The organism is Geodermatophilus sp. SYSU D01106, from assembly GCF_054049995.1.
On the sequence record NZ_JBJGYM010000004.1, the window covers coordinates 94,990 to 107,834 of the forward strand.

Below are 12,845 nucleotides of genomic sequence, written 5' to 3' on the forward strand. Positions count from 1 at the left end.
TCGGCGCGGTACCCGCCGATGGAGTCCTCGTGCGCCCTGACGCGGTCTCCCCCCGGCGTGCCGGGACCGATCCCCGTGACCTCCTGCTGGTGGTCGCGGCCCTCGGCGTGGCCGCGTTCTCCACCGGCGTCGGCCCGCGGCCGGGCGGAGCGGTGTGGGACGTCGTCTACGACGTCGTGCTCTACCACGTGGCCTGGGTCGCCGCGGGCATCGCCTGCTGGCTGACCGCCCCCCGCGCCCCGCGCGAGGCCCTCGGCTGGCGCGCCATCGGCACCACGCTACTGCTGGCCAGCGTCGGCAACATCGCCCGCATCATCGAGACCGGCCAGGCCGGGACGACGCCGTCGGTGGTCGGCGACACCTGCGTGACGGTGGCCTACGCGTTCCTCTACGTGGCGCTGTTCGTGTTCATCCGCGCCCGCGTGAGCCGGTTCCTGCCGAGCATGTGGCTCGACGGCGTCATCGGCGCCCTCGGCACCGGCGCCGTCGGCATCGGCTTCCTGCTCGGTCCCTACCTCACCGGCGCCGGCACGGTCTCCTACCTGCAGCTGGCCTGGCCTGCCGCCGACGTGCTGCTGCTGGCCCTGCTCGCCGGGGTCGGCGCCATCCTCGGCGTGCACCTGGACCGTACGCTGCTGCTGGTCAGCGCGTCGGTCGCCCTCATCTGCGTCGCCGACGTCGGGCTGTTCCTGCTCAGCGTCGCCGGCCGCTACTCCGACGGCGGGCCGCTGGAACTGGTCTGGCTGGCCGGCGTGCTCTGCGCCGGCGTCGCCGCGCAGCGCACCACCGGCGACCCCGAGCCGCGCGAGGAGGGCGCCGGCGTCCGGATCTCCTGGCGGCTGGTCGCGCTGCCGCTGGCCGGGGCGCTGGCCGCGCTCACCGTGCTCGCCGCCGGCTACGGCGACCACCTGCCCGCCAGCGCCGGCTGGCTGGCCGTCGGCTGCGTGCTCGCCGTCCTCGGCCGGACGGCGGTCACCTTCCGGGAGGTCCGCTCCTTCGCCGTCGCCCGCCAGGAGGCCCGCACCGACGAGCTGACCGGCCTGCCCAACCGCCGGGCGCTGCTGGAGACCGCGCGCACCGTCGTCGCCGGCGCCACCACCGCCTCCCCGGCCGCGCTGCTGCTGCTCGACCTCGACGGCTTCAAGGAGGTCAACGACAGCCTCGGCCACGGCGCCGGCGACCAGCTGCTGTGCCAGGTCGGCCCGCGGCTGACCCCGGCCCTGCGCCCCGGCGACGTGCTCGCCCGCCTCGGCGGCGACGAGTTCGCCGTCCTGCTGCCCGCCACCGACCTCGACGGCGCCGCCGAGCGGGCCGGCATCGTGCACGACCTGCTGCGCCAGCCGTTCGTCGTCGACGGGATCCGGCTGCACGTCGGCGTCAGCGTCGGCGTCTCCACCGCCCCCGTGCCCGCCGACGACGTCCAGGAGCTGCTGCGCTGCGCCGACGTCGCCATGTACGCGGCGAAGACCGAGCGCACCGGCGTGCACGTCTACGTGCCCGACCCGCACAGCGGCTCCGGCGAGCGGCTGCGCACGATGGAGGAGCTGCGCACCGCGCTGGTCGAGGACCAGCTCGACGTCCACCTGCAGCCGCAGGTGGCCATGGACGACGGCCGGGTGGTCGGCGTCGAGGCCCTGCTGCGCTGGCACCACCCCGAGCGCGGCCTGGTCGGCCCCGGCGTAGTGCTGCCGGCCGCCGAGCAGGCGGGGCTCATGCGCCCGCTCACCGACACCGTGCTCGAGCGCTCCCTCGACGCGGTCGCCCGCTGGTGGGGCGAGCACCACGTGCCGGTGTCGGTGAACCTGTCGGCGGCCAACGTCGCCGACCTCGACCTGCCCGGCAAGGTCGCCGCCAAGCTGGCCCGCCGTGGGCTGCCGCCGACCGCGCTCACCCTCGAGCTCGTCGAGGACACCCTCATGGCCGACCCCGAGCGCGGCCGCACCGTGCTCGGCGAGCTGCGCCGCCTCGGGGTGCGCACCTCGATCGACGACTACGGCACCGGCTACAGCTCGCTGGCCTACCTGCGCCGGCTGCCGGCCGACGAGCTCAAGCTCGACCGCAGCCTCACCTCCGACGTCGACGTCGACGAGCGCGCCGCGGCGATCGTGCGGCACACCGTCGCCCTCGCCCACGACCTCGGGCTGACGCTGGTCGCCGAGGGCGTCGAGGACGGCGCCACCGCCCGGCGGCTGGCGGCGCTGGGCTGCGACGTCGCGCAGGGCTACGCCGTCGCCCGGCCGATGCCGGTCGAGGACCTGCTGGTCTGGCTCGCCGCCGACCGGGCGCCGCTCACCGCGGCCCCCTGAGCGGCACCGCCCCGGGGTGTGCCGATCCGGCCGAGCGTGCAGGATGGCCGGAGTCGATCAACCCGGAGGTGCGATCCGTGTTCCGCTCCCAGTCCCACGGCCAGGTCATCGGGGCCGAGCTGCAGGAGAGCCTGAGCCACCTCGGCGCCGCCGTGTCCGAGGCCGGCCGGGCCGCCGCGGAGCAGCTGGGCCCCCGCGTGGAGGCCGCCCGCGAGGCCACCGGCCCCGTCCTCGACGCCGCCCGTGAGGCCGTCGCCCCGAAGGTGGCCGCGGCCGTCGCCGCCGCCACCCCCGCCGTCGACGCGCTCGTCGACGCGCTGACCCCCCGCGTGGAGGCCGCCCGCGACGCTGCGACGCCCGCGCTGGAGCTGGCGCGCGAGCGGGTCGACGCCGCCGTCGACGCGCTCACCCCGCGCGTCGTGGCCGCCCGCGAGTCGGCCGGCCCGGCGGTCAACTCGGCGCTGGCCGCCGCGGGCGCCGCCGCCGCGAAGGCCGCCGCCGACCTCGGGCCCCGGCTCGAGGCCGCGCAGTCCGCCACCCGCACGGCGCTGGCCGCCGAGGTGGCGCCCCGCGTGGCCGCGGCCCGCGACACCGTCGTCCCCGCGCTGGGCAGCGCCCGCGACACCGTCGTCGCCGGGGTGGGCACCGCGCTGGGCGAGCTCGACCAGCGGCGCGCCGAGCTTATCGGCGGCACGGCGAAGGCCGCGAGGAAGACGAAGAAGAAGTCCGCGAAGAAGGTCGCGCAGGCGAAGCGATCCGTGGGTAGTGACACGGGGTCGCGCCGCTGGCCGTGGGTGCTCCTGGCCCTCGCCGTCGGTGCGGCGACGTTCTCCTTCCTGCGCCGCAGGAAGCAGGACCCGTGGACGCCGGCCCCGGCCGGTGACGGGCCCGTGCCGAGCTACCGAGAGGACCCCGTGCCCAGCGCACCGAGCAACGACCAGTCCGGCAAGACCGTCTCCTCCGCCCAGTGGGAGGCGGGCGACTCGGCCCCGCCCGAGTCGGACATGGGCATCCGCGACGCCCAGAACGTGGCCGGCGACGACGACGCCGGCGCCACCGACCCGACCGAGACCGCGCCCGAGCCGTTCACCGGCGGCGGCAACGCGCAGGAGGGGCCGACCGCCGGTCCCGCCGGGCCGGGCATGGCCTGACGGCACCCGCCGCAGCACCCGCCGCGGCACCCGCTCCGCACACCGCCCCCGCCGCCTCCGAGGCCGCGGGGGCGGTGTGCGTCCGGGGGTACCGTGGGGATCATGAGCGAGACGGCGACGACCAGCACCTCCGACTCGTCCCCACTCGGTCCCGCCGGCCGCAAGCTGCTGCGCCTGGAGGTGCGCAACAGCCAGGTGCCCATCGAGCGCAAGCCCGAGTGGATCAAGACCCGGCTCAAGACCGGCCCGGAGTACACCGAGCTCAAGTCGCTGGTCCGCCGCGAGGGCCTGCACACCGTCTGCGAAGAGGCCGGCTGCCCCAACATCTACGAGTGCTGGGAGGACCGGGAGGCCACCTTCCTCATCGGCGGTGACCAGTGCACCCGGCGCTGCGACTTCTGCCAGATCGACACCGGCAAGCCCGCCGACTTCGACGCCGACGAGCCCCGCCGCGTGGCCGAGAGCGTCGCCGCGATGCAGCTGCGCTACGCCACCGTCACCGGCGTCGCCCGCGACGACCTGCCCGACGGCGGCGCGTGGCTCTACGCCGAGACGGTGCGGCAGATCCACGCCGCGGTCCCCGGCTGCGGCGTCGAGCTGCTCATCCCCGACTTCAACGCCGACCCCGCGCAGCTGGCCGAGGTGTTCTCCTCCCGTCCGGAGGTGCTCGCGCACAACGTCGAGACGGTGCCGCGGATCTTCAAGCGCATCCGCCCCGGCTTCCGGTTCGAGCGCTCGCTCGCCGTGATCACCGCCGCGCGCGAGGCCGGCCTGGTCACCAAGTCCAACCTCATCCTCGGCATGGGCGAGGAGCCGCACGAGGTCGTCGAGACCATGCGCGCGCTGCACGAGGCCGGCTGCGACCTGCTGACCATCACGCAGTACCTGCGCCCCTCGCCCCGGCACCACCCCGTCGTCCGCTGGGTCAAGCCCGACGAGTTCGTCGGCTTCCAGCAGCAGGCGGAGGAGATCGGCTTCCCGGGCGTGCTCGCCGGGCCGCTCGTGCGCAGCTCCTACCGGGCCGGCCGGCTCTACCAGCAGGCCGTGGAGGCCCGCGGTCTGACCCCTCGGGGCTGAATCCCGCGGTCCCCCGCCCGCGCCCGACCGGGGACGCACCCGCGCGCCCCTATCCTGGGGACATGGCACGCAGCAAGCCCACAGACTCCACCGCGCCGTCCGGACGCGGCAAGGCCGCGACCGGTCCCGGCTCCCGCGGCCGGACGACGGGCGGTGCCACCGCGGCCAGTGCCGTCGGCGCGGCCGGGACCGGCAAGGCCCCCAAGGCCGGCAAGGCCGGCAAGGCCCCCAAGGCCCCGAAGCTCGGCAAGGACGGGCAGCCCAAGGTCGGCCGGCTCAAGCGGTTCGGCAACCAGGCCCGCATGATCAAGCAGGCCTACTCGCTGACGGCGAAGAACGACCCGAAGCTCCCCTGGTTCATGCTCATCGCCTTCGTGGTGGTGGCCGGCCTGATCGAGCTGGTGGCGATCCTGTTCGGCGCGCCGTTCCTGTTCCTGCCGATCGCGATCGTCCTGGGCCTGCTCGCCGCGATGATCGTCTTCGGCCGGCGGGCGCAGGGCTCGGCCTACCGCCAGGTGGAGGGCCAGCCCGGCGCGGCCGCGTGGGTGCTCGAGGGCATGCGCGGCGACTGGCGGGTCTCCTCCGGCGTCGCCGGCACCGCGCAGCTGGACTCCGTGCACCGGGTGCTCGGCCGCCCCGGCGTGATCCTCGTCGGCGAGGGCTCCCCCACCCGGGTCCGCGGGCTCATCGCGCAGGAGAAGAAGAAGATCGCCCGTGTCGTCGGCGACACCCCGATCTACGACATCACCGTGGGCGACGAGGAGGGCCAGGTCCCGCTGCGCAAGCTCTCCACCCACGTGATGAAGCTGCCGCGCAACCTGTCCGCTGGTGAGGTCAACACCCTCGGCCGGCGGCTGGCCGCCCTCGGCGGCGCGCGCATGCCGGTGCCCGGCGGGCCGCTGCCCGGCGGCCGGCAGATGACCGTCAGCCAGCGGCAGGTCCGCCGCCGCTGACCCCCGGTCCGGCAGGGAGCCCTGCACCGCACGGTGCGGGGCTCCCGTCGTCTCGGGGGCGCGTCAGACGGCGGCCGTCAGACCGCGAGGGCCGGACGACGCCGCCGGAGGCCCAGCATGTACGGCAGCCCGGCCCCCGCGACGGCGGCCGTCCGGCCCAGCCGCGCCCGCAGCGGCGGGGCCGGCAGCTCGGGCGGCGGGCCGGCGAGGTCGCCGACGTCGACGAACCACGACCGCACCGGGCCGATCCCCTCGAGGTCCTGGGCGATCTCGTGGGCGTCGTCCGGCAGGCCGTCCCCGCTGCGGTAGAGCTCCTCGGACAGCAGCACGTACTCCGGGACGTCGACGGGGTTCTTGAGCATCCGGTGCACCTGGATGACGTCGATGCCCACGAGCTTGCGGCGCTGCCGGATCGTCTGGGTGGCCACCTCCCCGACGTGCGCGACGAACTTCAGCGTCAACGCCTCCGCCTGGGCGCAGCCCCGGCACGGGCACAGCACCGCCGCGACGTGGCGTCGCTCCGCGTGGAACGCGCGGTGCATGGCGACGACGGCGCGCGTGGTGGCGTCCAGCGGGCCGCCGCCGGGGCCGTCGGCGCGGCGCGAGAGGAAGGCGGCGTCCCCCTCGATCTCGACCAGGTCGAAGCCCCGGGCGGCGTCGACCACCCGGTCCAGCAGCCGCGCGGTGTTGACCTCGGCGTGCGCGAGGCTCATCCGGTGGGTGCTCATGTACTCGGTGTAGCCACCGATGTCGGCGATCAGCAGCAGAGCCCGGGCGGAGGCCATGCGGCACGCTAGCGGCCCGCCGGCGGGCCGGACGGGTCCGCGCCCGGCCTCGCTCGTGGCGGCACCGGCCCGCGGCCGGTCGTGTCCGACGGTGTGTACCGGTGCAGCATCGAGTCCACCGCCGTCCCCGCCTGCCGGGCGCTCGGCGGGTAGCCGAGGACGGCCGCGACGAAGCGCTCCGGGCGCAGCGTCTGCAGCCGCAGGTCACTGAGGGCGCGGACGGTGGCCGTGCGACGGGTGCTGCGCAGCAGCGCGATCTCGCCGAAGCCCTGCCCCGGGCCGAGCATCGCCAGGGTGCGCCCGTCCCCGGTGACCGCGGCCGTCCCCGACTCGATGACGTAGTACCGGTCGCCCACGTCGCCCTCCGCGACGACGACCTCGCCGGCAGGGACGGCCACCGGCTCCAGGTGGCGGGCCAGCTGCTCGACGGCGGGCAGGGGCAGGACGCCGAGCACGTCGACGGACCGCAGCAGGCCGATGTCACGGTCGCGGACGCCGATCGAGCGGTCCAGCCGCCGCAGCCGGCGCCACGCGGCCGCCGCCGCGAGCGGGCAGACCAGGCCGATGGTGACCAGGGCGGTGCGCACCCCGGCCCGGTCGGCCACGAGCGCCGCGACGATCGCGCCGGTCCCCATGGCCAGCGCGACCAGGCTCTCCAGGACACCGAAGACCCGCGCCAGCACGTCGTCCGGCGCGGTCCGGCCGAGCAGGGTGAAGCCGCCGACGTCGATGAGCGCGTTGCCCACCCCGACGCAGGCGAGCAGCAGCAGCGCCGTCGTCTCCGTGGGGACCACGCCGATCAGGGTCACCGGCAGGCCCCACAGGGTGACGCCGAGAGCGAACCAGGCGCCCAGCGCGCGCGTGCCGACCAGCAGCGACGCGGCGAGCGAGCCGAGCACCGCCCCGGCGCCGATGGCGGCGGTGAGCGCCCCGGCGCCGGGCTCCCCGGTGCCGAGCAGGTCGATGGCGACCACCACGGTGAGCACGGTCAGCGCGCCGCGGGTGAGGGTCTGCGCCGCCGCCAGCCCGACGACGAGCGCCAGGTCGCCGTTGCCGGCGACGGCCCGGATCCCCGCGAGCGCCTCACCGACGAGGTGCACCCCGGCCGGGGCCGGCGGTCGCGGTGGGGCCTCGTAGCGCAGCCGCACCAGCAGGAGCGCCGCCCAGCCGGAGGCGGCGGCCGAGACGGCGAACACGACCGTCACCCCGGCCCAGCCGAGCAGCACCGCGGCCAGCAGCGGGCCGAGCAGGGTGGCCAGCGAGTCGAGCAGGCCGCGCACCACGTTCGCGCCGGCCAGCTCGCGCCCGGTGCGGCACAGGGACGGCAGCAGCGCGGAGTGCGCCGGCCGGTACAGCGTGGCCGCCACCGTGGACACCACGGCCAGCGCGTAGACGACCGCTGACGGGCCGCCCGTCCCGACGACGACGGCGGCCCCCGCGGTGGCCGCGCCGCGCACGGTCGACACCAGGACCAGCACCCGCTCCCGGCGGCCGCGGTCGGCCACCGGCGCGAGCAGCGGCGTCAGGACGGCGGAGGGCACCATCCGCAGCAGCCCGACCAGCCCGACCGCCGTCGCCCCGCCGTCGCGGTAGGCCACGATCCCGAGCCCCACGGTGAACGCCCACTCGGCGGTCCAGGCCCCGAGGAAGCTCAGCTGCGCCCGGCGCAGGGCGGGGTTGCGCGCGTTGGCGGCGAAGGCGGCTGCGGCCTGCCCGACCCGGCCGCTCCCCTGCGCCATGGCGGGACGCTAGCGCCGCCGGGGCCGCCGATACCGCTCCGCCGGCGTCCGGTGGAGGAGGTCAGAGGCGGTCGAAGGGGGCGGCGTAGCGGAAGGTCCCGCGCGGCCAGGGGTCGGTGAGCACGCGGGCCTGGAAGTGCGCGCCCCACGCGGGGTCCGGCGCCGCCACCCCGAGGTCCGCGGCGGGCACGAAGCCCATCCGGGCGTAGTAGGCCGGGTCGCCGAGCAGCGCGACCAGCCGCTCCCCCGCCGCCTCGGCCACCGCGACCAGCGCGTGCACGAGCACCGTCCCGACGCCGCGGCCCTGCGCCTCCGGCCGCACGCCGAGCGGGCCGAGTCCGAGCGCCGGGGCGCCGTGCGGCTCGACCCACCCGCGGGTGGCGATCACGTGCCCCACCACGTCGTCGCCGTCGACGGCGACCAGCGACAGGTGTGGCAGGAAGCCCACGTCCTCGCGCAGCTCGTCGGTGAGCCGCGCCTCGACGTCGGTCGGGAAGGCCGCCCGGTGCACGGCCGCGACGGCCTCGGAGTCGGCGGGCCGCTCGCGGCGGACGATCACCTGTCGCGGACGACGGCGGTGTCGGTGAGCCGGTCGTGCAGGCCGCGGCCGTCGGCGTCGACGACGAGCGCCGGCACGAGCAGGAACAGCAGCCCGGTGCGCACGACCGCCCGCCACGGGGCCAGCCGCGACGCCGGCCGGGGGTGGGCCAGGCGCAGCCCGAGCAGCCGCATGCCCGGCGTCTGGCCGATCGCGACGAGGAAGACGACGTACACCACGGCCAGGGACAGCAGGCTCCAGTTGCCCGGCAGGTCCGGCGCGGTGAAGAACCCGGCGACGACGGCGGAGAGGAACGCGTCGACGAGGAAGGCGAGCACCCGGGTGCCGAAGCCGGCCAGGGACCCGGGCCCCTCGGCGGGGAGGCCCAGAGAGGCGCCCCGCCGTCGCTCCTGAGAGGGTGGCTGCGCGTCCCTGACCATGCTCTCAGCGTAGGACCCGACCGCCGTCGGCCCGCCCGCCGCGGGGAGTGCCCTCCCCGACACGCCGGGCTCGTTGTTACCGCCCCGAAACAGACGGGACACCGGCGGGCAACTCCCCGGCCATAGCGTGCGGACGGCTGTCCACCCGATACCGGAGGATCGATGTTCACCAGTCCCGACGAGGTCGCCGGCTACATCCGCGACAACGACGTCGAGTTCGTCGACGTGCGTTTCTGCGACCTGCCCGGCGTCATGCAGCACTTCACCATCCCGGCATCGACGTTCGGCGAGGACACCTTCTCCGACGGCCTCGGCTTCGACGGGTCCTCGATCCGCGGCTTCCAGGCCATCAACGAGTCGGACATGCTGCTGCTGCCCGACGCCAACAGCGCCTACGTGGACCCGTTCCGCAAGAGCAAGACGCTCAACGTGAACTTCTTCATCCACGACCCGATCACGCGCGAGGCCTACAGCCGCGACCCGCGCAACGTGGCGAAGAAGGCCGAGGCCTACCTCGCCAGCAGCGGGATCGCCGACACCGCCTACTTCGGCCCCGAGGCGGAGTTCTACATCTTCGACTCGATCCGCCACGACACCGGGATCAACGAGGGCTACTACCACATCGACTCGGTCGAGGGCTCGTGGAACTCGGGCTCGGCGACCGGCGTCAACGGCGTCGGCCCGAACCTGGGCTACAAGACCCGCGCCAAGGGCGGCTACTTCCCGGTCGAGCCCTACGACCACTACAGCGACCTGCGCGCCGACATGATGCGCAACCTGACCGGCGTGGGCCTCGAGCTCGAGCGCGGCCACCACGAGGTGGGCACCGCCGGCCAGGCGGAGATCAACTACAAGTTCGACACGCTGCTGCGGTCGGCCGACAGCCTGATGCTGTTCAAGTACGTCATCAAGAACACGGCCTGGCAGGCGGGCAAGACCGTCACCTTCATGCCCAAGCCGCTGTTCGGTGACAACGGCTCGGGCATGCACTGCCACCAGAGCCTCTGGAAGGACGGCGAGCCGCTCTTCCACGCCGAGACCGGTTACGCGGGCCTGTCCGACACCGCCCGCCACTACATCGGCGGACTGCTGGCCCACGCGCCGTCGCTGCTGGCCTTCACCAACCCGACGGTCAACAGCTACCACCGCCTGGTGCCCGGCTACGAGGCCCCGATCAACCTCGTGTACTCCGCGCGCAACCGCTCGGCCTGCTGCCGCATCCCGATCTCGGGCGACAACCCGAAGGCCAAGCGCATCGAGTTCCGCGTGCCCGACCCGTCGGCCAACCCCTACCTCGCCTTCTCGGCGATGCTCATGGCCGGCCTCGACGGCATCAAGAACAAGATCGAGCCGCCGGCGCCGGTGGACAAGGACCTCTACGAGCTGCCGCCCGAGGAGGCCCTGGGCATCGAGAAGGTGCCCGCGTCGCTGGACGCCGTCCTCGACCGGCTCGAGGTCGACCACGACTACCTGATCGACGGCGGCGTCTTCACGCCCGACCTGATCGAGACGTGGATCGAGTACAAGCGGGAGAACGAGATCGACCCGATCCGCCTCCGCCCGCACCCGCACGAGTTCGCGATGTACTACGACATCTGAGTCGTCCCGCGGACGGAAGGGCCGGTGACCTGCGCCAGCAGGTCACCGGCCCTTCCCGTGTCCCCGCTCCGCCCGCTCGCGGTGCAGGGCCACCCCGGCCACGACCAGCGCGACCCCGGCGGTCTCCCGGGCGGTCGGGACCTGGGCCAGCACGACGATCCCGATGACGGTGGCCGTCGCCGGCAGCAGCGACACCATCAGCGCGTAGGTGGCCCGGGGCAGCCGCCGCATCGCCAGCTGGTCGCAGACGTAGGGGACGACCGAGGACGACACCCCGACGCCGATGCCGGCGGCCAGCGCGACCGGGTCGGTCAGGGCCGGGACGGCGCCGGTGATCCCGACAGGCAGCGCCACGGCGGCTGCGACCAGCATCGACAGCGCCAGCCCGTCGACGCCCGGCAGCCGGTCGTCGCGCGCGACGCGGTGGCCCAGCACGACGTAGGCGGCGAAGAGCACGGCGTTGGCCGCGGCGAGGGCGAGGCCGGCCGGCTCGGCGACGAGCTGCACGTCGGTGAGCAGGTACACCCCGCCCACGGCCAGCAGCAGGGCGGCCAGGTTGCGCCGGGTGCGGGCGGCCAGCGCGGCCAGCGCGACCACCGGCAGGAACTCGACGGCGGCCACCGTGCCGAGCGGCAGCCGGTCGACGGCCAGGTAGAAGCAGCTGTTCATCACCGCCAGCACCGCGCCCCAGGCGACCAGCAGCCGGCGGGTGCGCCCGTCCAGCCGGCGCCAGGTCCGCCACGGCCGCCGCCACAGGGCGAACACGAGCGCGGCGGAGGCGATGCGCAGCCAGGCGACGCCCAGCACGTCGACGCGGGCGAACAGCAGCACCGCGAAGGCCGGCCCGAGGTAGTGGAAGACCGCGCTGACGACGAAGTACGCGTGCGGGGGCACCCGCGCGGCGGCGCCGGTCGCCCCGCGTCGCGCGGGGGCCGGACCGGGTCCCGCGCCGGTCCCGGCGGAGGAGGATGTCACGCAGCCAGGGTCGGAGGCGGCCCTCGGCAACACCAGGGACGGCCTGAGGTCAGGAGCGCCGCATGGGTGCCACCCGGAAAGCGCGGCTGCCGGACGGCCTTCCGTCCGGGAACCAGCTCCTCGACGAGGTCAACCGGCGCCTGCTGGACGAGCTGACGGCCGACCCGCGCCTGAGCGCCGCCGCCCTCGCCCGGCGGGTCGGGATGTCCGCCCCGGCCGTCCGCGAGCGCGTCGCCCGCCTCGAGCAGGCCGGCGTCATCCGCGGCTACCGGCTCGACGTCGACCCCGCGGCCCTCGGCCTGCCGGTGAGCGTCTGGGTGCGGCTCCGCCCGACGCCGGGCAGCCTGCCCCGGGCCGAGCAGCTGGCCCGCCAGGTCCCCGAGGTGAGCGAGTGCCACCGCGTCTCCGGGGAGGACTGCCTGCTGCTGCGCGTCCACGTGCCCACGATCGCCTCGCTGGAGGGGCTCCTGGACCGGTTCCTGCTCTACGGGCAGACCACCAGCTCGTTCATCGTCTCGACCCCTGTGCCGCCGCGGACCCCCGGACCCGGGGACACGACCCGCTGAGCATCCGGACGCGCCGCGGCCCCCACCGGCCTGCCGGTGGGGGCCGCGGTGCGTCCGGACGTGCCGGGCGCCGGGCCTCAGACAGCGGCCGGGTGGCCGGCGACGATCACCGAGCGCTCGCTGACCTCGAACACGTCGTTGACCGCGTTGTCCCCGACCAACTGGTCGAGGACGCCGTCGAGCGTCTCCCGGTCCTGGACCCGCCACAGGCACAGGGCCCGGCTGTCGTCGGCGGCGGTGCAGGTGGACATGAGCTCGACGCCCGCCGGCAGGGCGCCGAGGTCGGCGTTCGCCATCATCTGCTCCCACCGCTCGCCGTCGCGGATGGTGTGCACGACTCCGAAGTACACGGCTGCCTCCCTGGATCGCGGATGGCCGGGACGCGCCACAGCGTGCTCGGCGAACCGCCCGGCGGACAGGGCCGAGGGGCCCTGCCACCGGGCGCCGCGCGGGCGACCCACCGCCCGCGACGGCGGCTCGAGCACGGGTGCCGCCCGTACCCTGGAGGACCGGTCCGTCGGTCCACGGGAGGACAGCACGCATGCCCTTCGCGCCCCGCCGCCGCTCCTCCGGCGAGCCCCCGCCCGAGCCGCGCCGGACCGACCGCGTCCGCACCCGACGGACGCCGCGGCCGGTCGCCGGAGCAGCCGGGTCCGGCCCGTACGGCGACCCCTGGCCGTACGAGGGCCCCGGGCCGTACGAGGGGTCCGGCCCGT

General features: G+C 75.6%; 12 protein-coding genes. 6 read left to right on the top strand and 6 right to left on the bottom strand.

Translation table 11 applies throughout. The features are described 5' to 3' along the window. Positions 1-89: 89 nt before the first annotated feature. The 4 genes from ACI78R_RS05870 to ACI78R_RS05885 all read left to right on the top strand — a co-directional run bounded on the left by ACI78R_RS05870 (position 90) and on the right by ACI78R_RS05885 (position 5,487). The gene (locus ACI78R_RS05870; RefSeq protein ID WP_457039958.1) at positions 90-2,306 is read left to right on the top strand and encodes a putative bifunctional diguanylate cyclase/phosphodiesterase; all 2,217 of its coding nucleotides are present in this window, start codon (positions 90-92) and stop codon (positions 2,304-2,306) included. A 77-nt stretch (positions 2,307-2,383) separates the two neighbouring features. Continuing rightward, on the top strand, positions 2,384-3,457 hold the full coding sequence (locus ACI78R_RS05875) for a hypothetical protein (RefSeq protein WP_457039959.1): 1,074 nt from the start codon (positions 2,384-2,386) through the stop codon (positions 3,455-3,457). A 102-nt stretch (positions 3,458-3,559) separates the two neighbouring features. Continuing rightward, positions 3,560-4,534 (top strand): lipoyl synthase, encoded by a 975-nt coding sequence (gene lipA, locus ACI78R_RS05880; RefSeq protein ID WP_073422333.1) that lies wholly within the window; start codon positions 3,560-3,562, stop codon positions 4,532-4,534. A 62-nt stretch (positions 4,535-4,596) separates the two neighbouring features. Then, a complete protein-coding gene (locus tag ACI78R_RS05885; RefSeq protein WP_457039960.1) occupies positions 4,597-5,487 on the top strand; it encodes a DUF4191 domain-containing protein in 891 nt (296 codons plus the stop codon). 77 nt (positions 5,488-5,564) lie between these two features. Here ACI78R_RS05885 and ACI78R_RS05890 read toward each other — a convergent pair whose 3' ends face one another. From ACI78R_RS05890 to ACI78R_RS05905, 4 genes are all read right to left on the bottom strand, one after another. Continuing rightward, positions 5,565-6,272, bottom strand: coding sequence for a DUF2652 domain-containing protein (locus ACI78R_RS05890; protein WP_457039961.1), 708 nt, complete (start codon positions 6,270-6,272; stop codon positions 5,565-5,567). Between the two features lie 8 nt (positions 6,273-6,280). After that, a complete protein-coding gene (locus ACI78R_RS05895; protein ID WP_457039962.1) occupies positions 6,281-8,011 on the bottom strand; it encodes an MFS transporter in 1,731 nt (576 codons plus the stop codon). A gap of 61 nt (positions 8,012-8,072) precedes the next feature. Then, positions 8,073-8,570 (bottom strand): GNAT family N-acetyltransferase, encoded by a 498-nt coding sequence (locus ACI78R_RS05900; RefSeq protein ID WP_457039963.1) that lies wholly within the window; start codon positions 8,568-8,570, stop codon positions 8,073-8,075. After that, positions 8,567-8,989 (bottom strand): RDD family protein, encoded by a 423-nt coding sequence (locus tag ACI78R_RS05905; protein ID WP_336029882.1) that lies wholly within the window; start codon positions 8,987-8,989, stop codon positions 8,567-8,569. Before ACI78R_RS05905 ends, ACI78R_RS05900 begins: the two co-directional genes overlap by 4 nt. A 162-nt stretch (positions 8,990-9,151) precedes the next feature. On the opposite strand from ACI78R_RS05905, the gene glnA reads away from it, so the two are divergent. Further along, complete coding sequence (gene glnA / locus ACI78R_RS05910; protein WP_073422327.1) at positions 9,152-10,588, top strand: type I glutamate--ammonia ligase; 1,437 nt, start codon at positions 9,152-9,154, stop codon at positions 10,586-10,588. Positions 10,589-10,630: 42 nt separating this feature from the next. Here the strand turns inward: glnA and ACI78R_RS05915 are convergent, their stop codons facing one another. After that, a complete protein-coding gene (locus ACI78R_RS05915) occupies positions 10,631-11,563 on the bottom strand; it encodes an EamA family transporter (protein ID WP_457039964.1) in 933 nt (310 codons plus the stop codon). Positions 11,564-11,625: 62 nt separating this feature from the next. Between ACI78R_RS05915 and ACI78R_RS05920 the strand changes: the two genes are divergently transcribed. Beyond that, positions 11,626-12,129, top strand: a complete 504-nt coding sequence (locus ACI78R_RS05920) for an Lrp/AsnC family transcriptional regulator (RefSeq protein WP_457039965.1) — start codon at positions 11,626-11,628, stop codon at positions 12,127-12,129. A 77-nt stretch (positions 12,130-12,206) separates the two neighbouring features. Here the strand turns inward: ACI78R_RS05920 and ACI78R_RS05925 are convergent, their stop codons facing one another. Further along, a complete protein-coding gene (locus ACI78R_RS05925; RefSeq protein ID WP_073422321.1) occupies positions 12,207-12,479 on the bottom strand; it encodes a hypothetical protein in 273 nt (90 codons plus the stop codon). Positions 12,480-12,845: the final 366 nt, after the last annotated feature.